The organism is Achromobacter sp. (assembly GCF_032102605.1).
Lineage (GTDB): Bacteria > Pseudomonadota > Gammaproteobacteria > Burkholderiales > Burkholderiaceae_B > Achromobacter.
Genome location: NZ_DAMDGT010000005.1, coordinates 312,754 through 333,444 on the forward strand (window position 1 = coordinate 312,754; position 20,691 = coordinate 333,444).

Consider the following 20,691-nt stretch of genomic DNA (forward strand, 5'->3'; position numbering starts at 1 on the left):
CCATGACAGCGACCACTGCCACGGGCGCATCAAACGCCCCTTCCTCCGCAGCCGTTCCGGTGGCCGTTTCCGCTCCGGCGGCCGCATCCAAACCGCCGCGCAAGTTCGACGGATCGCGCCTCCTGCCCCTGATCGGGCCCCTGGCCTTGTTCGTGGTGTGGGACCTGGTGGTGCGCCTGCAACTGGTCAGCCCCGTGCTGCTGCCCACGCCCGGAGCCACCCTGGTGGCGCTGGCCAAGGGCATCGCGGGCGGCCCCCTGTTGACGGACTTTCTGTCGTCACTGAACCGCACGCTCCAGGCGTTCCTCATCGCCGGCGTGATCGGCGTGCCGCTGGGCGTGCTGCTGGGCAGCAACGAAAAGGCCTATCGCAGCGTGGAGTTCCTGGTGGACTTCTTCCGGTCCACGCCCTCTTCCGCGCTGATCCCGCTGTTCCTGATGATCTTCGGCGTGACCGACATGAACAAGATCGCCATCGCCGCCTTCGCGGCCGTGCTGGTGATCCTGTTCAACAGCGCCTACGGGGTCATCAATGCCCGCAAGCAGCGCGTGATGGCGGCGCGCGTCATGGGCGCGTCGCGCTGGCAGATCTTCAAGGACGTTCTGATCTGGGAAAGCCTGCAGCCCACCTTCGTGGGCCTGCGCAGCGGCGTGTCGATGGCGCTTGTGATCGTGATCGTGGCCGAGATGTTCATCGGCTCGGACAGCGGCCTGGGCAATCGGATCATCAACGCGCAGCAGGTGCTGAACGTGCGCGAAATGTACGCCTCCATCCTGGCGGCGGGCGCACTCGGCTACGTGCTCAACATTCTCTTTCTCGTGCTGGAAAAGCGCGTGGTTCACTGGAGCGGCCGATAAATGTCCACCGTCATCAATCCCGTCATCGCCCCCGCGCCGGCCACGGCCCCGTTCCAGCCCGGCCCGCTGGGCACGCACATCACGATCCGCGGCCTGACCAAGTATTTCGCCGGCTGGCCGCTGTACGAGAATTTCAACCTGGACATCCCCAAGGGCAAGATCGTCTCGGTCTTCGGCCCCAACGGTTGCGGCAAGTCCACGCTGATCAACATGATCGCCGGCCTGATCCCCATCGATTCCGGCGAGATCCTGTTCGACGGCAAGTCGCTGGCGCAGACCAAGATCGGCTATGTGTTCCAGAACTACCGCGAAGCCATGTTCCCGTGGCTGCGCACCATCGACAACATCGCTTATCCCTTGCGCCTGGAAGGCCGCAGCAAGGCCGAGGTCGACGCGCGGGTCGAAGAGCTGGTGGCGTCGTTCGACGTGAAGTTCGACCTCAAGCGCTACCCCTACGAACTGTCCGGCGGACAGCAGCAGACGGCGTCCATCATGCGCGCACTGGCGCCCGGACCCGAGGTGCTGTTCCTGGACGAACCGTTCTCGGCGCTGGACTTCGAGATGACGCTGTTCATCCGCGAAAAGCTGCAAGAGGTCTTCCTGCAGACCGGCACCACCATGCTGCTGGTCTCGCATGACCTGGAAGAAGCCGTGTACCTGGCGGACCAGGTGCTGCTGCTGACCAAGCGTCCCACCCGCGTCGCGGAGATCCTGGACTACAGCGACGCGCGGCCCCGCACCGTCGAGACGCTGTCCGAACCCAGTTTCATCCAGATGAAAAAACTGAGCCTGGAGATCTTCCAGCGCGAAGTGCGCAAGTAACCCATAGGCCTACACCGGGAGCATCCGCCATGACCCAGGAAACCATCGATCAATATGTGCGCAGCGCGTTGGCGCTGTCGGGATATGCGCTGCGTGAGTCCGTCACGGAGCAGGTCGTGCAGCAGTTCTCGCGCATCCACGACATCGCGGCAGGCTTCGTGGACGAGCCGCTGCCGGTGGAACTGGAATCCGCATCGGTGTTCCGTCCATGAGCGGCCCGGCGCAAGAGATCGCCCGCCAGATCCGCAGCGGCGAACGCAGCGCGGCGGCGGTGCTGGACGCCACGCTCGCTCGCGTGCGCGAACGGGATCCCCGCTACAACTGCTTCACCGCGGTCACCGAAAGCCGTGCGCGGCAGGAAGCCGCCGCCATCGATGCGCGGCGCGCTCGCGGCGAAGCGCTGCCGCCGCTGGCCGGCGTCCCCTATGCGGTCAAGAACCTGTTCGACATCGCCGACGAAATCACGTTGGCGGGCGGCCGCGTCAACGCGGCAAATCCGCCCGCGCAACGTGACGCGGTCCTGGTCGAGCGGATGCGCGAAGCCGGCGCGGTGCTGATCGGCGCGCTGAACATGGACGAGCACGCCTACGGCTTCACCACCGAGAACACGCATTACGGCGCCTGCCGCAATCCGCACGACACGTCCCGCATTGCCGGCGGCTCGTCGGGCGGCAGCGCCGCCGCCGTGGCCGGCGGACTGGTGCCGCTCACGCTGGGATCGGACACGAACGGCTCGATCCGGGTGCCCGCTTCGCTTTGCGGCGTCTTCGGCATGAAGCCCACTTTCGGCCGCCTGCCGCGCACCGGGTCATTCCCCTTTGTAGGCAGCCTGGATCACCTGGGCCCGTTCGCCGCCAGCGCCAGCGACCTGGCCGCTGCCTATGACGCGCTGCAAGGTCCCGACACCGGCGACGTGGCCTGCGCGGAGCGCCCGGTTGCGCCCACGCTGCCGGCATTGGCCGAAGGCGCGGGCAGCCTGCGCATCGGCGTACTGGGCGGGTACTTTTCGGAATGGGCGGGCCCGCAAGCGCGCCGCGCGGTGGAGATCGCCGCGCGCGCCCTGGACGCCACCGGCGTCGCCGAACTCGCCGCCGCAAAACAGGCGCGGGAAGCGGCCTTCATCATCACGGCGGCCGAGGGCGGCGCGCTGCATCGTCGCAGGCTCGTCACCCACTACGACTACTACGAACCCTACTCGCGAGACCGCCTGGTGGCCGGCAGCCTGGTGCCCGCGGCATGGGTGCAGCAGGCGCAGCGCATCCGCCACCGCGCCTACCTCGAAGCGCTGGCACTGTTCGATCAATACGATGTGCTAATCGCCCCCGCGACGCCCGTCTGCGCCACGCCGATCGGCGCCGACTGGCTGACGCTGGCGGGCAAACAGTTGCCTGCCCGCGCCAGCATGGGACTGCTGACGCAACCCATCTCGGCGATCGGGCTGCCCGTCTGCACCGCGCCCGTCTGGCCGGAACTGGAAGAAGACGGGCACCTTCCGCTGGGCGTGCAATTGATCGGCGCGCCCTGGCGGGAAGTCGACTGCCTGCGCGTCGCTCACGCTTTGGAACGGGCCGGCGCGGCACGGGCACGGCCGCTCTGATCCCTCACTCCCGTCGCAACGCCTGGAGGCCACGACATGGAATCCGCTTTCGCCGCCCTCGATATGCCGCGCACGCTGGCGGACACTGCCTATAGCTCGCTCAAGCGCGACATCCTGGATTTCCGGCTGGCTCCCGGCGACAGGTTCACCGAAACCGAAATCGCCGAGCGGCTTCAGGTCAGCCGCACGCCCGTGCGCGAGGCGCTGTTCCGCCTGGAGCGCGAAGGCTACCTGGAAGTCCGCCAGCGCAACGGATGGCTGGTGCGGCCGTTGGACTTCGATACGCTGGACCACTTCTACGAGCTGCGCAGCGTGCTGGAGGTGGCTGCGGTGCACGCGCTGTGCGCCCCGGGCCAGACGCCCGACCCGCTGACCGCATTACGGCCGCTGGCCGACACGTGGCTGGTGGACGAAAGCGCCCGATCCAACGATTGCGAATGGCTGGCTGACCTGGACGAGCGCTTTCACATCGACCTGGTCGCGGCCGCGGGCAACCCCGAGATCGCGCGAGTACATCGCGCCGCCACCGAAAGGATCCGCATCGTGCGCAGGCTGGACTTCACGCAACCGGACCGCATCGCCAGCACCTATGCCGAGCACGGCGCCATCCTGTCGGCCGTGCTGGCGCGCGATGCAGCAGGCGCGACTCGGCTGCTGCAGGCGCATATCCGGGACAGCCAGGACGCCGTGCGCAAGATCACGCTGCATCGGCTGTACGCCACGCGCCGGGCCAAGGCGGCGTGATGGCACCCGCCCCGGCGACGGGGCGCCTGCCATCAGCCGGCTCGCAGCCAGCGCTGCAGCATGCGCGATATGACGGGAATGCAGACGAACACCATGATGGGCGTCAGCGTTACGCTGGTGATCAGCACCCGCCAGAACACCGGCAGGTTGCTCAAGTGCTCGCTGACCAGCACCGAGAACAGCAGCAGCACCGGAAAGTACGCCAGCCAGATGCTGACGGCCTGCTTCCAGCGCGGCGGCGTGCTGGCCTTGGGCGCGAACCAGCCGTCGGTGCCGCTGACGCGGTGTTCATGGCTGGCGCGCACCAGGCTGGCCCCGCGTTCCAGCCACATGCGGCGCGGCAGGGACTTTTCCCAGCGGTTCAGGCTGGCCTCGTCGGTGAAGCGCAACACGATCTGGTACTGGTCACCGCCCTCGGGCGGCTGCAGCACGCCCGACCCGAGAAAGCCGGGGAAACCCGCGGCCAGGATTTCGCCCTGGCGCGTCCAGGAAAGGAAATCGCTGTAGCGCTCGGGCGCGATGTGCCGCGTCACCAGCATGGTGACCGGGGCGGAAACGGCGGAACTGGACATGGCGGAACTCCTGGGGCAGCGTGCAGCATGTTATGCAGTGTTAACCCTAGCAAGCCGTGTGCCAGGTTTGCGGTGCAGCAACTGCCCGGGCGCCAGGACCACAATGCATGTCGTCAGAAAATTTGCCGCACCGCAACGTACACCATATTGGTGATTACCCCTACAGCACGCACCAGTCTGGTGCACCTTGGAGATGAAGCTTATGGACATCAACCTGCCCGACGTCGTGGCCGAAGTCACGGCCGCATTTGAGCGCTATGAAGCCGCGCTGGTCTCGAACGACGTGGAGGTGCTGGACGTCCTGTTCTGGAATAGTCCTCACACCTTGCGCTACGGCGCCAGCGAAAACCTGTACGGCTACGACGCCATCCGAGAATTCCGTGCCGGCCGATCGTCGCAAGGCCTGGCGCGGCGCGTATTGCGCACGGCCATCACCACCTACGGCCGCGACTTCGCCACCGCCAATCTGGAGTTCCAGCGCGACGGAAGCGACCGCATCGGCCGCCAGAGCCAGACCTGGATGCGAACGCCGCAGGGATGGCGCGTGGTGTCTGCACACGTCAGCCTGATGACATGACGCTGTCATCGGCCCGAGCCACACTTGCCGCCGCGCCGCCATAACAATATGCGCAATCGGCATTGAGCGGTCAGGACGTCGGGTCTACACTGGCTGTTCCTTTTTCTCGATGGAGCACACGCACATGAGCACATACAAGATTGCAGTTTTCGTCGGAAGCCTGCGGGCCGCCTCGATCAATCTGCGCCTGGCGCGTGCGCTTGAAAAGCTGATTCCGGCGGACTTCAAGTTCGAGTATGTGAGCCTGGGCGACGTGCCGTTGTTCAACCAGGACAACGAAACCAACATGCCTGCGCCCGCCGCCAAGCTCAAGCAGCAGATCGCCGACGCGCAAGGGATCCTCTTCGTATCGCCCGAGCACAACCGGTCGGTGCCGGCCGCCATCAAGAACGCCATTGACTGGGGTTCGCGCCCCTGGGGCCAGAACTCGTGGCCGGGCAAGGCCGTGGGCATCGTCGGCGCATCGCCCAGCGCCGCCGGCACCGCCATGATGCAGCAGCACCTGCGCAACATCCTGGCGGCCGAAGGCGCCAACGCCCTGACCACCCCCGAAGTTTTCCTTCAATACTCCGAGGGCCTGGTCGACGACCAGTTCAACATCACCAACGAAGGCACTCGCAAATTCCTGAAAGGCTGGATCGACCGCTACGTCGACTGGATCAAGAAGATGAATACCTGAGTTGCCGCCGACGTCGGCCGGGCGCTGTCCCGGGCCGGCGCCGATCGCCCGCTCTACCTCCGGGCGATCAAGCCCCCCGATGCGTCGGGGGGCTTTTTTTATGCCGCCACCGGCATGCGCGGAATGCGGCCGGAACTTATCCCCTTCAACTGTGGAGAAAGATGAGGACAGCCTTGGGGCAGGTCGAAAATATCGTGCTTCGCCAAGCACTTGCAGATGGCGGTCAACAATTGCGCAATCATCCTTCTGGACGATTTTCGGCCGAGTTATCCCCGTTTTATGGCGTATTTCGCCGGCGCGACGGCACGGGTGTGGATTTGTCCCCGCCTTTTGTGGACAAGCATGAGGACAGCATGAGGGCAGCTTGAAAATCCTCTTTCATATCAACACCCTGCAAGCCGTGGTCAAGAATGGCCCAAACACGGATCGACGGGCGTCGGGTTGTCCCCGCCAAATGTGGATAAGCCTGAGGACAGGTAGCGGGCACCCTTCAAAAAGCCTTGCAGACCAAGGACTTGGCGGCTGCGGGCAAGAAACGCGCAATAGCCGCGGCGCCAGCAACGGTCGGCAGGTCGCGTCAGAGGATCGGGAAAAGAGAACGGGCTTGTCCCCATGGAATGTGGACAAGCCTCTGAACAGTCTTACAACAAGTCTTCAAAGTCCTTATCGAACAAGGACTTGGAAGGTGCGGTCAAGAAATGACCAGCGCCTGGGGATCAGGAGTTCCCTTCCAGCCGCATGCCGATCTTCATACCGACCTGCCAGTACGCCACCTTGCCGTCCTTGATGTGGCCGCGGACTTCCGTGACTTCGAACCAATCCAGATTGCGCAGGGTTTCGGATGCGCGGGCAATGGCCTGCGCGATGGCGTCGTCGCTGGACGTGGTGGAAGAACCCACCAACTCGATTTGCTTGTAGACATGATTCGACATAGCTCGTCTCCGCTAAGGGGGTGAGTCGTGAACCGTCGATGCGGACGCCGTGTTCCGGCGCTTACGACCGGCAATCCATTCGAACACACAGGATACCGCCGCGGCGATAGAGTGGTGTTACGAGTTCCGTCGCACGGTCTCGACTGGCGACGGAATCGCTTTTGCAACGCGAAGCAAAGGAGGTCACCATGCCTGAACGAAAGACCATCGAACGCGCCAAGCGCGACAAGCGAGAAGGCAAAGCCGCATCCACGCAAGCCGGTGAATTCGTGCGCGAGGAAATCGATCACGTGCGCGAAGGCAAGCACGGCGTGCGGTCCACCAAGCAAGCCGTCGCCATCGGGCTGTCCAAGGCCCGCCGCGCGGGCGTCAAGCTGGGCACGCCCAAGAACGCCAGTGCAGAAACCAAACACAAGGCCGAGCAGGACAGTCGCGCCGCGCATGACGGCCATGCCAAGCCGTCCACCCGGGCCAAGGCCACCACCAAGGCGCTGAAGAAGGAAAGCGCCAAGCCGGTGTCGAAGTCCGCGCTGTCGCGCAACGCCGCCAAGACCGCGGGCAAGCGCAGCGCCGCCGACCGTTCGGCGGCAGCACGCAAGGCGGCCGCCACCAAGGGCGCAGCCGGCCGCTCCGCTGCGGCCAAGAAGGCGGCGCGCACACGGGCTGCAAACAAGCAGGCGGCGGGCGGACATCACCACGCCGCGCATTGATGCGGCAGTGAGTCCGGTCGACGGGGGGTTGATGCGTTTGCGGTAGCGATACGTTGATGGTGCGCGCGATCGACGCGCGCGTATGGACTGCGCGGGATTGCGACACTGTGCGTATCGAGTGCGTGAAATTACGACGCTGCGCCGTATCGGCGCAGCGCGTTGCGCACCGCGTGCTTATCCCGCGTCGAACGTCCTGAAGCGCTCCTGGAGGAATTCGCGCAGGCGTTTTACCGCCGGCGACAGGAGCATGCGGTGCACGCAAAGCAGGTAGAGCGGTGAAGGCTCGCTGACATAGCCGGCCAGCAATTCAACCAGCCTGCCCGCGCGCAGGTCCGCCAGCACGTCGTAGCGCGACTTGTAGGCCACGCCATGACCGGCCAGGGCCCATCGCCGGACCAGGTCGCCGTCGTCTCCGACGCGATCGCCCTTGACCGGCACGACGAGGCTCGTGCCCTCGCGCTCGAACGCCCAGCGGTCGTGCAACGTTTCCCCCAGGACGAAAGACAGGCAGTTGTGACGGCGCAGGTCCGCCGGCGTCTGCGGAACGCCGTGGCGCGCCAGGTACGCGGGCGCGGCGCACACCACGCGGCGATTGTGCTCGGCCAGCGGCAAGGCCACCAGCGCGGAATCGTTCGGCGTGCCATAACGCACGGCGATATCGACCGGCTGGCGATACAGGTCCGCCAGCCGGTCGCTGATGCGCAGCTGGAAGTTGACGCGCGGATGCTGCCGCTGGAATTCGTCCAGCCAGGGCAGCAGCACGTTTCTGCCCAGATCGGACGGGATGGACACCGACAGCGTGCCGGCGATTTCGGTCTTGTCCCGCGCCATGGCGTTTCTGCCGGCCTCGAGCGCCGCAATTGCGGCGCGCGCATGGTCCAGATAACGCTCGCCGTCGCCGGTAAGCCGCAAGCTGCGCGTGGAGCGGACGAACAGACGGGTTTCAAGCTCTTGTTCCAACCGCTTGAGCGCGGCGCTGGCCACGGCTGGCGTCAGGTCCAGTTCACGCGCGGCGGCCGAAAAGCTGCCCAGGTCCGTCGCGGCGACAAAGATCCTCAAGTCCTCGAATCGGACCATTTCCGCCTCATTTTCAAAAATTTATTGAAACTGCCTGCGATGCTAGCCCGTTTTTCATTGCTGCGGACTGGGTAATGATGACGCATCCCCACCCAGCAAGGAGTCACCGCATGAAGATCGAACTGAAGGGCAAGAAGGCCTTGGTCACCGGCTCGTCCGGCGGCATCGGACTGGCGATCGCCACGGGGCTGGCCGAAGCCGGCGCCCAGGTCGTTCTGCACGGCCGAAACACCGCCAAGCTGGCCCAGGCGGCGCAGGCCATCACGAAGCAGGTGGCGGGCGCGCAAGTCACGACGGTTCAGGCCGACCTGGCCACGGCTGACGGCGCCGCTTCCGTCTGCGCCGCGCATCCGGACGTGGACATCCTGGTCAACAACGCCGGCACGTTCACGCCCAAGTCCTTTACCGAAATCACCGACGACGACTGGCAAGCCATGATGGACACCAACGTCATGAGCGGCATCCGACTGTCGCGCTACTACCTGCCGCGGATGCTGGCGGCCAACTGGGGCAGGATCGTCTTCATCTCCAGCGAATCCGCGGTGCAGATCCCGGCCGAGATGATCCACTACGGCGTCAGCAAGACCGCGCAGCTGGCCGTCTCACGCGGCCTGGCCGAACTCACGGCGGGCACCAATGTCACCGTCAATTCCGTGCTGCCCGGCCCCACCCGCTCCGAAGGCGTCTCGGACTTTTTCGCGGAAATGGCCAAGGAGCAAGGCGTCACCCAAGAGCAGATGGAACGCGACTTCATCGCCCAGCACCGCCCCACCTCGCTGCTGCGCCGCCTGGCCACCGTGGACGAAGTGGCCAACATGGTCGTCTACATCTGCTCCACCCAGGCATCCGCCACCAATGGCGCCGCGCTGCGCGTGGACGGCGGCGTCGTGCGTTCCATCCTCTGATCCCCCTATCCCAGCCCGAGTCCCATCCATGAAAGCCATCGCCTACTTCAAGAACCTGCCCGCCGACAATGTTGAAGCCCTGCAGGACATTACCGTCGCCGAGCCCACGCCCGGCGATCACGACCTGCTGGTGGACGTGCACGCCATCTCGGTCAATCCCGTGGACGTAAAGATCCGCGCCCGCCGCAAGCCGCAGGACGGCAAGCCCGAGATCATCGGCTGGGACGCGGCGGGCGTCGTGCGCGCCGTGGGCGCCCGGACCAGCCTGTTCAAACCGGGAGACCGCGTCTGGTACGCCGGCGCCCTGACCCGCGCTGGCGCGAACAGCGAACGCCACGTGGTGGACGAGCGCATCGTCGGCCACATGCCCAAGAGGCTGGATTTCGCCCAGGCGGCCGCCCTGCCGCTCACCACCATCACGGCGTGGGAACTGCTGTTCGACCGCCTTCAGGTGCTGGACAACGCGGCGCCCAGCCAGCGCAGCCTGCTGGTCATCGGCGCGGCCGGCGGGGTGGGGTCGATCCTGGTGCAACTGGCGCGCCAGTTGACGGGACTGACCGTCATCGGCACGGCGTCACGCCCCGAGACCCAGGACTGGGTGCGCCAACTGGGCGCGCATCACGTCATCGACCACACCAAGCCGCTGACCGAAGAGCTCAAGCGCATCGGCTTTCCGCAGGTGAGCTACATCGCAGGCCTGAACCAGACCGACAAGCACTTCCCGCAGATGGCGGAAGCGATCGCGCCCCAAGGCAAGATCGCTTTGATCGACGATCCCAACGAGATCGACGTGCGGCTGCTCAAGGGCAAGTCGGCTTCGCTGCACTGGGAATTCATGTTTGCGCGTCCGCTGCACGACACGCCTGACCTGATCGCCCAGCACGAGCTGCTGAACCAGGCGGCCCGCCTGATCGACAACGGCACGCTGCGCACCACGCTGGGCGAGCACTACGGCAAGATCAACGCCGAAAACCTGCGCCGCGCCCACGCCTTCATCGAAAGCGGCAAGGCGCGGGGGAAGATCGTGCTGGAGGGGTTCTAGGCTGGTGGAGGGGCGATCCCGCGGCGCGTTGCGCGAGGGATCCGAGCGGTTGGTCAGCCGCGCCCTTCGCGCTTGGCCCGTGCGTGCGGATCGTTGATCTCGGTTTCGAGTTCGGCGATCAGCCACTCGAACCAGCCATTCTCCGTGCGGGCGTAGACCACGGCAGCCGGCGTCTTGCCTTCGCGCCAGCCCGCCTGGTGCGTGTCCATCCAGGACGACAGGCTCTTGTGCGGGGCCAGCAGGCCCGACAGCCAGGACCAGACGTACTCGGGCACGTTGCGGCGAAAACCCTTGGCGCTGGCGAAAATGGTCGGTTCCAGCGGCAGGTTGCCCGCGCGCGCCAGCTTGGCCTGAGTCCGGCGGAGCGTCTCGACCGCGGCCTGCAATTGTTCGGTGCTCAGCTTTTTCACGTAACAACTCCTGATTCTTGGTTTGAGCGGATTATCGCCGCAGGGCGCGGCGCTTACCAAGTCTTGCGCGGCGGCTGAATGGGATGCAAGGCGGCGGCACTCGACGCAGGTTGATTGCATTGGATGCCAATCGTCGCTGCACGCCATGTACGCCGCCCTGCGTTGGTGCGCCTGTCGCTGGCCTGGCTCGCGATGATGCAGTTCAAGATGTCCGTGTGGCCACGGCTACCTGCGCCACGCCTGCGCGTTCGCGAGGGGCTGCGGCGTGCATGCAGGCGCGGATCCTGTCTCAACCCCGGCGCGCCGGGGCCAGGCCCATCAGCAACGTCGCACTGAAGCGCTCTCCGGGTTCCAGCACCTGCATGCCGGTGCGGGACTCCCCGGCCGCCGCCAGATTGAAGGCGTCGGCCACGTTGGTCACCGGCTCCACGCAAAGAAAATCCGACCCCGGCGCCGTGTACACCACCAGGTGCGCGAACGCCGGATCCGCGTGCAGCGCGAGCGCGTGGCCGTCGGGCCAGTGCAGCGTCGCGCGGCCCTGCCATTGCGATAGGTAGGTATCGCAGCCCTCGGCAGACTGGCGCAGCTCGCGCACATTCGCCGCCTGGCTGCCGGTCGGCAGGCCGTCCGCATCCGACGGCCAGAGGCGCCGCGCATGCAGCGCCACCCGCTGGGCCGTGAAATAAGGGTGGATGCCCAGGCCGCAGGGCATGGGGGTATCGCCCCGGTTCGTGATCGCCAGCATCAGGCTCAGGCCGCGCGAGTCCAGGCGCCAGCGCTGCACGCATTCGAACGGCCAGGGCCAGCCCAGCACACCGGCGGGCTGATCCAGCACCAGGTCGACACTATCCGCCGCCAGGTTGCGCACCTGCCAGGCCTGGAACAGGCCTGCGCCATGGATGGCCTGCGGCCGATTCGGCACGGATTGCAGGGCGTGCCGCTCGCCGTTGAACACGAACACGCCATCGCGGATGCGGTTGGAATATGGCGCCAGCGGATACGCCCCTGCACGCGGCCATCTGCCGGCCGCCCATTCGGTGGCGGTCAGCGGAACGATCCAGTCGTGTTCCCCGGTCGACAAACGGGTCAGCCGCCCGCCCCCGCCCGGCGCGAATTCGGCCCGGTGCACGCCGCTGGCGATGGAAACGCGCTCGCCGGCGTCCAGGACGTCGGGAACGGAAATATCTGGCATGAATCAATGGCTCCCGCGGCGTCGACACGCGCCGCGACCTGGAATTGTGCCCGTGCGGCGGCAACGGCCGCAAGTGCGCCTCGGTCGTGCGGAGGGGCAAGCCCCTGCGGCTCGCCCCAGCCGGGCGTGGCGACGATAACCCCGGCTATCCGAACCGCTGAAAAGCGGGTTTCGGCCAGCGCTGCGAGAAAGTGGCCTTCTCGTTCCGTCAGATCCCGCCTTCACCAGTCCCACTTATTAGTGCAACAAAATCAGTCCAATCCTCTATCGGTCCTCTTTTCAGAAAGATAGACTCGGCGACTAAAAATAATTCGCTCGGCATCAACGGTGTTGCATTTAAGGGGTAATAGACGGCGAATCCGGTCCCCAGAAGAGCCGATCCTGTCGTTGAAGAGATTGTCGAAATCTACAGCCAATCAAGATCAAGCCGTTCCATTGTGGATTTAGCGAAAAAATTCGCCAGCGGCGCGTGGAGCTATCCTTACGATGTATCCCTAGCCGCGGTGATAAGCGTGGCCGCTCAGGGCGTAATGGGAGCAAACATGCAGCACAGAGCCCGTGAAATAAATATGGTGTTGGGTACCGTCATGTCTCATGTAAACCCGAACTCCCAAACGCTCTGGTACATTTTGAATTTTTCCTGTTCGCAGGTTACGGCGCCGCCTGGCGGGCAATTATTAAAGGAGAACGCTCTTTTGCCAGCCAGGCGAAGTAGATCCGGCATCAACAGCGCTTTGAAACTTGATTTCCGCTATAACGCCGCTTGGCGCGATGAAATTACCGCAGATGCCGCCATGCAAGTTGCCGAGATTCGCGATCTTCTAGACGGCATCAGGAAGTTCATATCATGAGTTTTTTCGAGTTCATGAACAAGCGCTGCCCATCATGCCGTCAACGCTTCAAGGACAGCGATATGCCTTGCGTTGATAACGCGAGTAAAAGCGCTCCCTTTTCCTGCCCCGCCTGCGGCGCGAAAGTCGGCCCGTGGTTGTTGGGCATTCCAGTAATTGGCGCTTTCATTGGATTAATAGGCAATCTCATCTTGTATTTGTTTTGTATTGCCCTGCTGGTCATACTTCTCGGCTGGACATGGTGGAAGTCCCTAATCCTGGTTGCCGTACTGCTACTTGCCTTCGCCGCATTCTGGCGCCTTTGGCCGCTAGTTCAGTACAAGGATGAATAGTTCGCGACAAGAATTGTGGCACGCTGGCAAGCCCTGTCCTACACCGAGCGCTTGCGCACCGCCTATCAGTCCTTTGCGGACACCCTGCACCAGGGGCTATGGCTAACAGAAGCACTTCTGGAAACTGCCCGGATCCTCGAAAGATTTCGAGAAAAGCAGCGCCAAAAATAAACGCTTTCACCAGGGCCAGCCTATCGCTGGCATTGATAGCCTGTAGAACTGCTCGACGTTCTCAACTTCGGCAATCGCCTTAGCAAGCAGCACCGCGCCTGCCCCGCCACACCGGGGCGGCTTCGGAGAGCGGGCCGGTAGCCCGATGTATTCCTGAAAGTCACTTTCAGCGCCGGTGGCGTTACGACGCCGGCCCGCTCTCCGAAGCTGCAGGACCAGACGAGGGGCTGGAAACACCGCGCCCTCCCCTGGCGGCGCGTCAGATGCTTCGAACACTAGCGGTTTTCCCAAGGAATGGGGCCTTGCAATCTGATCCGCCAAGAGTTTTGCGCCGGGCTCGACAGTCCGGCCCTTGTACTTGCCGTGTTTGATCGTTAGTCGCCCATTAAACGGCACACCGGCTTTGATTAGCGCCAGACTCATCCGCGTGGCGCATGTGTTCACGTAGCCACCGTCTTGCCTGATCAATGCTGCTTGATCGAATTCAATTTCACTGTAAAGCGCTTCCCCTGACACATAACTGGTACTGAATTTGTCGGCGGAGTAGTGATGGCTTTTCAGGACCGCGTGTGGGGGTTTCATTTGCGCTTGTGCTGGCAGGGAAGGGATGTCTCAAGGATGTCCGTAATGACAAGTGCAGCTCTTCTCCGAAGCTGGGCCGAAGTTGCCTCTTTCAGGCCCTCGTAGACAATTTCGTCGAGCGAAACCGTCTTGACATTGGAATAGCCGCACCAAGCGAGGCCCTCCGTGGCATCCAGAACTCCAAGCAGGTACATCTCGGCATATCGCCTTTCCACCATGTTGCTGCTCATGTAGGCCGCGAAGAATTCGCCGGCGGTCAAATTGTTGTTCCCAATAATCAAGGATTGAGAATCCGGCAGTGGCCGTAAGAGCTTTGTTTCGGCAATGGCGGGTTTGGGAATGCCGAGGCACGAAAGCACGATCAAGAGGCGAGCTAGCTTGAACATGAAATCACATCCTTCCAAGTGTCGATAGGCAAGTTGGATGGGTTATCTAATCCATCATCAGCGACACGCCGTACTTGCGCGAGAAGACCGCGCCACGAATGTTTTTGGGTTCTCGTCGTACCAGCAGATATCGAATCGGAGGATAAACGTATCAATCATCCCGAAAATCGCAAGCCAGGGCAAAATCGACGCGCCCCGCGGGGCGGACTCTTGCCCGCGCCGATACAATCACGGGTATGAATACAGCAATGCAAAACACCGCCGTCGACGCCCTAGCAGGCCACACCCCATGATGCATAGGTATTTACCATAGGAATAAATTGCACCGAATCGCCAAACTTACGCCAAAAGTTACGCCTGCCTTGTATCTATACGAGAGCTTTGACGGTTTGGACAATCGCCAAGAGGGAGAGGAGCGGGGTTCCCCTCACGGAGGCTGCCACGTGTAGCCACTATTGCCCCATCAAGGACGCCTGGCTGCTACTAAAGAAATTCGGCATACGTCCCAAAACCGGCTGCCGTGGGCAAGTGCGCGGAATGGGACGGAAAAAGACTCCAGCCCAATCAATTCAGCCCTGCTTTCTATGAACCAGCCGCAGCGAGCGCACCACTCGCCCCGGCATTAACAAACTCACATGCAAGATGCCTCAAAAACTTGGGTGTCAGAAATTGTGGCTGTACAACGCGTGGCACCCTCGGCTTCCAGAACCAAGTAATGCTGTGTCCCGTGGTAGAGACACTTCATGTATGGCGTGGCGCCCCCGTTAAACGTCCAAAACTGAAGACCCGGATCATTTGGCGACGTCTCGGGCACTAAGGCAACCAGCTTCTCGATGGGCCCGTCAAAAACATTTATCGCATCCAACTGCCACTGTGCGCCATCCACCAGGAGGTGTGTCGGGCACTGATAGACGTGTGATGCTGCGCGAGCGACACTGAAAGGCGAAAACGATGTCAGGATCGCACTCGCAGTGATCCCGACCGCCGTCAACAGCCGCGATGATCGTTCACTCAACGACATAAAACGCGTCCCCATCATTAGATACATAACCGCCTCCGCGGAATTCTATGATCCGAGGCTGAAATTTCCGTCCGCTCCACTGATCGTATACCGTCAAGCCGACGCTCGTCTGACTCTCATAAATCGCGGCATGTCCCTTGTACCTACCGTCGTCATCAAAGGTGGCGATCATGGTTCCCGGGCGGACAGCCAAATTTCCCTTCACTTTCGCTCCCCGCTTCCAATACCTGGTCGCGAGAGCATTTCCGAAGTGTTTTGCTGCCGCAACGCACTCCCTTGACTCTCCAAAATAATTTTTGCCGTTCCCTTGGTTACGGACATTTTCCATGGAGGCGATATAAGCCATATTTCTTTTAACTTCCGTACTGACACCGCAAGGCCCTCGCGGCGAAGGCCGACCGATCGCTAGCCAATCCTCGCAGCGACACAAACGAAGGTAGTTTCGCTACCAGCCGGAGCGAACAAGTGTTGTGCCGGATTGACACCCCGTCCATCAGCTTTGTCCTAGGAGGCGGCCTGGGGCGCTATGCCGCTACCGTCCGACGTCTTTTACGTTTGGCCGGCACTTGAAGTCCAGCTTGAGCCCACAACCGCGCGCAACGCTCTTTGCCCAGTTCAATTCCTTCGCGGCCCAGAAAAACGCGGATCCGACGTGAACCGAAGCGCGGATATTGTCCTGACAAACGCTGCATCGCCTCAGTCACCGTCGCATCCTTGATCGGCATTCTCAACCGTAATACAAACCCGAGCGCGAAACCTCCATCAGCGCACAGGCCCGACGCTGCGATACACCACGCGAGATGGCATATCGCGCCTGCGTCAGACGAGCCTGCGCGCCTACCACTTTTTTGCGTTGATCTCCTTCATGACCTCGATCTCCAGGTCTCGATCAACCAGCATCTTGCGCAGCCTGGCGTTCTCTCCTTCCAAGGACTTCAGCCGCCTGACCTCATCGTTCTCCATGCTGCTGTACTTCTTGCGCCAGATGTAGATCGTCGCCTCGCTTACTGCGTGGCGCTTGGCCACCTCTGCGACCGACTGCTTGTCCGTTTCTCGCAATATCCGAACGATCTGTTCGTCGCTGTATCGACTCTTTTTCGTGCGTTTCTCGCTTGGCAAGACGCCATTGTCTCAAGTCACACTGGATCGAAAAAGACCGGACAGGTCACCCCCAATGGCGGCCTCGTTCGAACGGATGCAGGCCAAATAGCACCGATCCTGAAATAGCGCCCCCCGCGCCGCAATCGCATTGCTCGCTTGCTGTCGTTCCGGGGACCGCCCCGCCTTCCGGCGGCCGAGCGGTGGGGAAATCGCAAGCCAGGGCAAAATCGACGCCCCCCCCGCCGGGCGGCCCCTTGCCCGCCCCGATACAATCACGGGCATGAATTCAGCAATGCAAAACTCCGCCGCCGACGCCTTAGCAGGCCACACTCCCATGATGCAGCAGTACCTCCGCCTCAAAGCCGAGGCCGGACCGCTGCTGCTTTTCTATCGCATGGGCGACTTCTATGAAATGTTCTATGAAGACGCCGAGCGCGGTGCGCGACTGCTCAACCTGACGCTGACCAAGCGGGGCTCGTCCAACGGCATTCCCATCCCCATGGCGGGCCTGCCGGTGCATGCCATGGAGCAATACCTGGCGCGCCTGGTGGCCATGGGCGAATCCATCGCCATCTGCGAACAAATCGGAGATCCCGGCGCGTCCAAGGGGCCGGTCGAGCGCCGCATCGTGCGCATCGTGACGCCCGGCACGCTTACCGACGACGCCCTGCTGCCCGCCAAGGCCGACCGCGCGCTGGCCGCCGTATTTGTCAGCGGCAGTGCGCGCGCCCCGCGCGCCGGGCTGGCCTGGCTGAATCTCGCCAGCGGCGAATTCCGCGTCACCGAATGCGCGCCGGCCCAGCTTGAATCCGAACTGCACCGCATCGCGCCGGCCGAAATCGTCTGCGCGGACAGCGCTGATTTCGATTTTCCGTTCGAGGGCGCGCGGTCCCGCGTGCCGGACTGGCACTTCGAAAGCGACGGCGCGCGCGCGCACCTGCTGGCGCACTTCAAGACCGACACCCTGGCGGGCTTCGACATCGAAGACATGCCGGCCGGCATCTGCGCGGCGGGCGCCCTGCTGCGCTATGCCGCGCGCACGCAGTCGCAGGCCCTGGCCCACGTTCAAAGCCTGTCGGCCGAACGTCCCGGCCAGTATGTCCTGCTGGACCCGGTCACCCGCCGCAACCTCGAACTGACGCAGACGCTGTCGGGCGAAGACTCGCCCACGCTGTTTTCGCTGCTGGACGCGTGCCGCACGCCCATGGGCAGCCGATTGCTGCGCCGCTGGCTGCATCATCCCCTGCGCGAAAATGAACCGGCGCTGGCGCGTCAACAGGCCATCTCGGCGCTGCTGGCGGGCCGCATGGACGTGGAGCAGACCTTTGGTTCCGCGGGCCTGCTCGAAGCCCTGCGCGCCGCGCTCAATGCGTTCCCGGACATCGAGCGCATCGCAGCGCGCCTGGCGTTGCGCTCGGTCCGCCCGCGCGAACTCGCCAGCCTGCGCGACGCCCTGCAATCGCTTCCCGCCCTGGCCGACCTCGTCGAACCCATGGCCGGTTCGCCCCGCATTGGTGAACTGGTGTCCCACCTGTCCGTGGACCCCGCCCTGGCGGCGTTGCTGGTGCGCGCCATCGCGCCCGAGCCCGCGGTGGCGATCCGCGACGGCGGCGTGCTGGCGACCGGCTTTGACGCGGAACTGGACGAATTGCGCGGGCTGGCGGCCGATGGCGGGGACTTCCTGGTGCAACTGGAAGCGCGCGAACGCGAGCGCACCGGCATCAGCAACCTGCGCGTGGAGTTCAACCGCGTGCACGGCTTCTACATCGAAGTCACCAAGGGTCAGACCGCCAAGGTGCCCGAGGACTACCGGCGCCGCCAGACGCTCAAGAACGCCGAACGCTACATCACGCCCGAGCTCAAAACGTGGGAAGACAGGGTGCTGTCCGCCCAGGATCGCTCGCTGGCCCGCGAAAAATGGCTGTTCGAGCAATTGCTGGATGTGCTGGCCGAACACGTGCGGCCGCTGTCCGATTGCGCCGCCGCGCTGGCCGAACTTGATGCGCTGGCCGCACTGGCCGAACATGCGCAGCGCCACGATTGGATCGCCCCCGACCTGTCCGAACAGGCCGACATCGACATCGAGGCCGGCCGACACCCCGTGGTCGAGCGCGCCATCGAACGCTTCACGCCGAACGGCTGCCGCCTGGACCCGGCGCGGCGCATGCTGCTGATCACCGGCCCGAACATGGGCGGTAAATCAACCTACATGCGCCAGGTCGCGTTGATCGTGCTGCTGGCGCGCATCGGCAGTTTCGTGCCCGCGTCGCGCGCCCGCATCGGCAAGATCGACCGCATCTTCACCCGCATCGGCGCCGCCGACGACCTGGCGGGCGGACGGTCCACGTTCATGATGGAAATGACCGAGGCCGCCGCCATCCTGTCGGCCAGCACGCCCAACAGCCTGGTGCTGATGGACGAGATCGGCCGCGGCACGTCCACGTACGACGGCCTGGCGCTCGCCTGGGCCATTGCCTGCCGCCTGCTGTCGCACAACCGCGCGCTGACGCTGTTCGCCACCCATTATTTTGAACTGACGCGCCTGCCTGCCGAGCAACCCACGGCGGCCAACGTGCACCTGGCCGCCGCGGAATCCGCGGGCGGCATCGTCTTCCTGCACGAAGTGCGCGAAGGCCCGGCCAGCCGCAGCTACGGGATTCAGGTGGCGCAGCGCGCCGGCGTGCCCGCCGCCGTCATCCGCCAGGCCACGCGCGAACTCGAACGCCTGGAAGCCCAGGGCGCGCCCACACCGCAACTCGGCCTGTTCTCAGCCGTGGCCGAGGCCGACGCGCACGCCTATGCCCAGGCCGAACGCTCCGATGCCATCGAGGCGCTGGACACGCTGCGCGAAGAGCTTTCCAGCATCGATCCCGACAGCCTCACCCCGCGCGAAGCGCTGGATGCCCTTTACCGCCTGAAGAAGCACCTCCAATGAACCTTGACCAACCCTTGCCGCTTCTGGGCAATCAAAGCCCCAACGACTTCATGCGCCGCTACTGGCAAAAGAAGCCGCTGCTGATCCGCCAGGCCATCCCGGCATTCAAGCCCCCCGTCACCATTGCCGCCATCAAGAAGCTGGCGCGCCGCGACGACGTCGAATCGCGCCTCATCTGGCGCGAAAACGGCGAATGGCAGATGGAAAACGGACCGTTCGCGCGCTTGCCCAAGGACGACGAAGGCGACTGGACCCTGCTCATCCAGAGTGTGGACCTGCATAGCGACGCGGCATCCGAGCTGATGGGGCTGTTCCGGTTCATCCCCGACGCCCGCCTGGACGACGTGATGATCAGCATTGCCAGCCACGGCGGCGGCGTCGGACCGCATTTCGACAGCTACGACGTGTTCCTGCTGCAGGCCGCGGGCGAACGCGAATGGCGCTACGGTCGTCAGAAGGACCTGTCGCTGGAGCCCGATCTGCCGTTGAAGATCCTGAGCAACTTCCAGCCCGAGGAAAAGGCGGTGCTTGTGCCGGGCGACATGCTGTATCTGCCGCCGCAGGCCGCCCACGACGGCGTCGCCATGGGCGACGGCTGCATGACGATCTCCATCGGCTTTCGTGCCCCCACGCAGGCAACGTTGGCGCGCGGCCTGCTGGAAGCGGCCGCCGACCAGGTCATGGCTCGCGTCGGCCTGCTGGGCGGCCCCTATGGCGAGCCCGCTTTGCCCGGCCCGAAGCTGTCCGCCGTCTATCGCGACCCGGCGCAGCCGGCCGTCGACTCGCCTGCCGCGCTGCCCGACGGCCTCGTGGCGGCCACGCTGGAAACCGTGGAAAAGCTGCGTTTCGACGACGCACTGGCCTCGCGCTTCCTGGGCTGCTGGCTGACCGAACCCAATAACCTGAGTGTGTTCGACGCGCCCGACGGCATGGACGTCGACCTGGAGGAAGACTGGCCCACGGTCGGTCGCCTGGTGCTCGACCGCCGCAGCCGCATGCTCTATCGGGGCAAACAGCTATTCATCAATGGCGAAACGGCCATGACGCCCGCCGACGCCGCGTTGCGTCTGCTGGCCGATGCGCGCAGCCTGGATTGCGCCAATCCCGTCTGCGCCCGCCTGTCCGACGACGCCCGGTCGTGCCTGGCGGATTGGCTGGTTTCGGGATGGATTCATTACCGCCCCGAATAGTATCTG

General features: G+C 64.0%; 25 protein-coding genes. 14 read left to right on the forward strand and 11 right to left on the reverse strand.

The genetic code is table 11. From position 1 onward, the window contains the following. Nucleotides 1–2 precede the first annotated feature (2 nt). Genes RT614_RS14245 through RT614_RS14265 form a run of 5 tightly spaced genes read left to right on the forward strand, consistent with a single transcriptional unit; the run spans nucleotide 3 to nucleotide 4,020 of the window. Nucleotides 3–857: an ABC transporter permease gene (locus RT614_RS14245; RefSeq protein ID WP_313622752.1), complete on the forward strand. Its 855-nt coding sequence runs from the start codon at nucleotides 3–5 to the stop codon at nucleotides 855–857. Further along, nucleotides 858–1,679, forward strand: coding sequence for an ABC transporter ATP-binding protein (locus RT614_RS14250; RefSeq protein WP_313622753.1), 822 nt, complete (start codon nucleotides 858–860; stop codon nucleotides 1,677–1,679). Between the two features lie 29 nt (nucleotides 1,680–1,708). Next, nucleotides 1,709–1,891, forward strand: a complete 183-nt coding sequence (locus RT614_RS14255; protein ID WP_313622754.1) for a DUF4089 domain-containing protein — start codon at nucleotides 1,709–1,711, stop codon at nucleotides 1,889–1,891. Next, nucleotides 1,888–3,276, forward strand: coding sequence for an AtzE family amidohydrolase (locus RT614_RS14260; protein WP_313622755.1), 1,389 nt, complete (start codon nucleotides 1,888–1,890; stop codon nucleotides 3,274–3,276). Before RT614_RS14255 ends, RT614_RS14260 begins: the two co-directional genes overlap by 4 nt. A gap of 36 nt (nucleotides 3,277–3,312) precedes the next feature. After that, on the forward strand, nucleotides 3,313–4,020 hold the full coding sequence (locus tag RT614_RS14265; protein ID WP_313622756.1) for a GntR family transcriptional regulator: 708 nt from the start codon (nucleotides 3,313–3,315) through the stop codon (nucleotides 4,018–4,020). A gap of 32 nt (nucleotides 4,021–4,052) precedes the next feature. Here the strand turns inward: RT614_RS14265 and RT614_RS14270 are convergent, their stop codons facing one another. Then, complete coding sequence (locus tag RT614_RS14270; RefSeq protein WP_313622757.1) at nucleotides 4,053–4,592, reverse strand: antibiotic biosynthesis monooxygenase; 540 nt, start codon at nucleotides 4,590–4,592, stop codon at nucleotides 4,053–4,055. Nucleotides 4,593–4,794: 202 nt separating this feature from the next. On the opposite strand from RT614_RS14270, the gene hpxZ reads away from it, so the two are divergent. Both hpxZ and RT614_RS14280 read left to right on the forward strand, forming a co-directional pair. Then, nucleotides 4,795–5,169, forward strand: coding sequence for an oxalurate catabolism protein HpxZ (gene hpxZ, locus RT614_RS14275; RefSeq protein ID WP_313622758.1), 375 nt, complete (start codon nucleotides 4,795–4,797; stop codon nucleotides 5,167–5,169). A gap of 124 nt (nucleotides 5,170–5,293) precedes the next feature. Next, nucleotides 5,294–5,848, forward strand: a complete 555-nt coding sequence (locus RT614_RS14280) for an NADPH-dependent FMN reductase (protein WP_313622759.1) — start codon at nucleotides 5,294–5,296, stop codon at nucleotides 5,846–5,848. Nucleotides 5,849–6,564: 716 nt separating this feature from the next. Here the strand turns inward: RT614_RS14280 and RT614_RS14285 are convergent. Beyond that, nucleotides 6,565–6,780 (reverse strand): dodecin, encoded by a 216-nt coding sequence (locus RT614_RS14285; RefSeq protein ID WP_313622760.1) that lies wholly within the window; start codon nucleotides 6,778–6,780, stop codon nucleotides 6,565–6,567. Between the two features lie 188 nt (nucleotides 6,781–6,968). Here RT614_RS14285 and RT614_RS14290 point away from each other — a divergent pair, with 188 nt between their 5' ends. Continuing rightward, on the forward strand, nucleotides 6,969–7,490 hold the full coding sequence (locus RT614_RS14290) for a DUF6496 domain-containing protein (RefSeq protein WP_313622761.1): 522 nt from the start codon (nucleotides 6,969–6,971) through the stop codon (nucleotides 7,488–7,490). Nucleotides 7,491–7,664: 174 nt separating this feature from the next. Here RT614_RS14290 and RT614_RS14295 read toward each other — a convergent pair whose 3' ends face one another. Beyond that, a complete protein-coding gene (locus tag RT614_RS14295; RefSeq protein ID WP_313622762.1) occupies nucleotides 7,665–8,567 on the reverse strand; it encodes a LysR family transcriptional regulator in 903 nt (300 codons plus the stop codon). A gap of 110 nt (nucleotides 8,568–8,677) precedes the next feature. On the opposite strand from RT614_RS14295, the gene RT614_RS14300 reads away from it, so the two are divergent. Next, nucleotides 8,678–9,472, forward strand: coding sequence for an SDR family NAD(P)-dependent oxidoreductase (locus RT614_RS14300; protein ID WP_313622763.1), 795 nt, complete (start codon nucleotides 8,678–8,680; stop codon nucleotides 9,470–9,472). A gap of 28 nt (nucleotides 9,473–9,500) precedes the next feature. Next, the gene (locus RT614_RS14305; protein ID WP_313622764.1) at nucleotides 9,501–10,514 is read left to right on the forward strand and encodes a zinc-binding alcohol dehydrogenase family protein; all 1,014 of its coding nucleotides are present in this window, start codon (nucleotides 9,501–9,503) and stop codon (nucleotides 10,512–10,514) included. 53 nt (nucleotides 10,515–10,567) lie between these two features. On the opposite strand, the gene RT614_RS14310 is transcribed toward RT614_RS14305, so the two are convergent. Both RT614_RS14310 and RT614_RS14315 read right to left on the reverse strand, forming a co-directional pair. Further along, entirely contained in the window at nucleotides 10,568–10,924 is a 357-nt protein-coding gene (locus RT614_RS14310; RefSeq protein ID WP_313622765.1) for a hypothetical protein, read from the reverse strand. A 289-nt stretch (nucleotides 10,925–11,213) separates the two neighbouring features. Continuing rightward, entirely contained in the window at nucleotides 11,214–12,116 is a 903-nt protein-coding gene (locus tag RT614_RS14315) for an aldose 1-epimerase (protein ID WP_313622766.1), read from the reverse strand. Nucleotides 12,117–12,553: 437 nt separating this feature from the next. Here RT614_RS14315 and RT614_RS14320 point away from each other — a divergent pair, with 437 nt between their 5' ends. Together RT614_RS14320 and RT614_RS14325 are read left to right on the forward strand one after the other, a co-directional pair. Further along, entirely contained in the window at nucleotides 12,554–12,967 is a 414-nt protein-coding gene (locus tag RT614_RS14320) for a hypothetical protein (protein WP_313622767.1), read from the forward strand. After that, a complete protein-coding gene (locus tag RT614_RS14325) occupies nucleotides 12,964–13,299 on the forward strand; it encodes a hypothetical protein (RefSeq protein WP_313622768.1) in 336 nt (111 codons plus the stop codon). The genes RT614_RS14320 and RT614_RS14325 overlap by 4 nt, the downstream gene beginning before the upstream one ends. Nucleotides 13,300–13,476: 177 nt before the next feature. Here RT614_RS14325 and RT614_RS14330 read toward each other — a convergent pair whose 3' ends face one another. The 6 genes from RT614_RS14330 to RT614_RS14345 form a co-directional block, all read right to left on the reverse strand. After that, nucleotides 13,477–14,052, reverse strand: a complete 576-nt coding sequence (locus RT614_RS14330; RefSeq protein ID WP_313622769.1) for a hypothetical protein — start codon at nucleotides 14,050–14,052, stop codon at nucleotides 13,477–13,479. Next, on the reverse strand, nucleotides 14,049–14,438 hold the full coding sequence (locus tag RT614_RS14335) for a Rap1a/Tai family immunity protein (protein WP_313622770.1): 390 nt from the start codon (nucleotides 14,436–14,438) through the stop codon (nucleotides 14,049–14,051). The genes RT614_RS14330 and RT614_RS14335 overlap by 4 nt, the downstream gene beginning before the upstream one ends. Nucleotides 14,439–15,069: 631 nt before the next feature. Continuing rightward, a complete protein-coding gene (locus tag RT614_RS29095; RefSeq protein WP_409558468.1) occupies nucleotides 15,070–15,486 on the reverse strand; it encodes an STY0301 family protein in 417 nt (138 codons plus the stop codon). Further along, entirely contained in the window at nucleotides 15,446–15,805 is a 360-nt protein-coding gene (locus tag RT614_RS14340; RefSeq protein WP_313622771.1) for a BPSL0067 family protein, read from the reverse strand. The genes RT614_RS29095 and RT614_RS14340 overlap by 41 nt, the downstream gene beginning before the upstream one ends. A 178-nt stretch (nucleotides 15,806–15,983) precedes the next feature. Further along, complete coding sequence (locus tag RT614_RS29100; protein ID WP_409558469.1) at nucleotides 15,984–16,184, reverse strand: IS3 family transposase; 201 nt, start codon at nucleotides 16,182–16,184, stop codon at nucleotides 15,984–15,986. Nucleotides 16,185–16,296: 112 nt separating this feature from the next. Further along, on the reverse strand, nucleotides 16,297–16,578 hold the full coding sequence (locus tag RT614_RS14345) for a transposase (protein ID WP_313622772.1): 282 nt from the start codon (nucleotides 16,576–16,578) through the stop codon (nucleotides 16,297–16,299). A gap of 262 nt (nucleotides 16,579–16,840) precedes the next feature. Between RT614_RS14345 and mutS the strand changes: the two genes are divergently transcribed. Together mutS and RT614_RS14355 are read left to right on the forward strand one after the other, a co-directional pair. Beyond that, nucleotides 16,841–19,495, forward strand: coding sequence for a DNA mismatch repair protein MutS (gene mutS / locus RT614_RS14350; RefSeq protein WP_313622773.1), 2,655 nt, complete (start codon nucleotides 16,841–16,843; stop codon nucleotides 19,493–19,495). After that, nucleotides 19,492–20,685: a cupin domain-containing protein gene (locus RT614_RS14355; RefSeq protein ID WP_313622774.1), complete on the forward strand. Its 1,194-nt coding sequence runs from the start codon at nucleotides 19,492–19,494 to the stop codon at nucleotides 20,683–20,685. The genes mutS and RT614_RS14355 overlap by 4 nt, the downstream gene beginning before the upstream one ends. The last annotated feature ends 6 nt before the right edge of the window (nucleotides 20,686–20,691 follow it).

Bases quoted from the DNA above. Each gene is read 5' to 3' on its own strand.
- RT614_RS14245 (WP_313622752.1), top strand. From the start codon at position 3: ATGACAGCGACCACTGCCACGGGCGCATCAAACGCCCCTTCCTCCGCA.
- RT614_RS14250 (WP_313622753.1), top strand. From the start codon at position 858: ATGTCCACCGTCATCAATCCCGTCATCGCCCCCGCGCCGGCCACGGCC.
- RT614_RS14255 (WP_313622754.1), top strand. From the start codon at position 1,709: ATGACCCAGGAAACCATCGATCAATATGTGCGCAGCGCGTTGGCGCTG.
- RT614_RS14260 (WP_313622755.1), top strand. From the start codon at position 1,888: ATGAGCGGCCCGGCGCAAGAGATCGCCCGCCAGATCCGCAGCGGCGAA.
- RT614_RS14265 (WP_313622756.1), top strand. From the start codon at position 3,313: ATGGAATCCGCTTTCGCCGCCCTCGATATGCCGCGCACGCTGGCGGAC.
- RT614_RS14270 (WP_313622757.1), bottom strand. From the start codon at position 4,592: ATGTCCAGTTCCGCCGTTTCCGCCCCGGTCACCATGCTGGTGACGCGG.
- hpxZ (WP_313622758.1), top strand. From the start codon at position 4,795: ATGGACATCAACCTGCCCGACGTCGTGGCCGAAGTCACGGCCGCATTT.
- RT614_RS14280 (WP_313622759.1), top strand. From the start codon at position 5,294: ATGAGCACATACAAGATTGCAGTTTTCGTCGGAAGCCTGCGGGCCGCC.
- RT614_RS14285 (WP_313622760.1), bottom strand. From the start codon at position 6,780: ATGTCGAATCATGTCTACAAGCAAATCGAGTTGGTGGGTTCTTCCACC.
- RT614_RS14290 (WP_313622761.1), top strand. From the start codon at position 6,969: ATGCCTGAACGAAAGACCATCGAACGCGCCAAGCGCGACAAGCGAGAA.
- RT614_RS14295 (WP_313622762.1), bottom strand. From the start codon at position 8,567: ATGGTCCGATTCGAGGACTTGAGGATCTTTGTCGCCGCGACGGACCTG.
- RT614_RS14300 (WP_313622763.1), top strand. From the start codon at position 8,678: ATGAAGATCGAACTGAAGGGCAAGAAGGCCTTGGTCACCGGCTCGTCC.
- RT614_RS14305 (WP_313622764.1), top strand. From the start codon at position 9,501: ATGAAAGCCATCGCCTACTTCAAGAACCTGCCCGCCGACAATGTTGAA.
- RT614_RS14315 (WP_313622766.1), bottom strand. From the start codon at position 12,116: ATGCCAGATATTTCCGTTCCCGACGTCCTGGACGCCGGCGAGCGCGTT.
- RT614_RS14325 (WP_313622768.1), top strand. From the start codon at position 12,964: ATGAGTTTTTTCGAGTTCATGAACAAGCGCTGCCCATCATGCCGTCAA.
- RT614_RS14330 (WP_313622769.1), bottom strand. From the start codon at position 14,052: ATGAAACCCCCACACGCGGTCCTGAAAAGCCATCACTACTCCGCCGAC.
- RT614_RS14335 (WP_313622770.1), bottom strand. From the start codon at position 14,438: ATGTTCAAGCTAGCTCGCCTCTTGATCGTGCTTTCGTGCCTCGGCATT.
- RT614_RS29095 (WP_409558468.1), bottom strand. From the start codon at position 15,486: ATGTATCTAATGATGGGGACGCGTTTTATGTCGTTGAGTGAACGATCA.
- RT614_RS14340 (WP_313622771.1), bottom strand. From the start codon at position 15,805: ATGGCTTATATCGCCTCCATGGAAAATGTCCGTAACCAAGGGAACGGC.
- RT614_RS29100 (WP_409558469.1), bottom strand. From the start codon at position 16,184: ATGCCGATCAAGGATGCGACGGTGACTGAGGCGATGCAGCGTTTGTCA.
- mutS (WP_313622773.1), top strand. From the start codon at position 16,841: ATGAATTCAGCAATGCAAAACTCCGCCGCCGACGCCTTAGCAGGCCAC.
- RT614_RS14355 (WP_313622774.1), top strand. From the start codon at position 19,492: ATGAACCTTGACCAACCCTTGCCGCTTCTGGGCAATCAAAGCCCCAAC.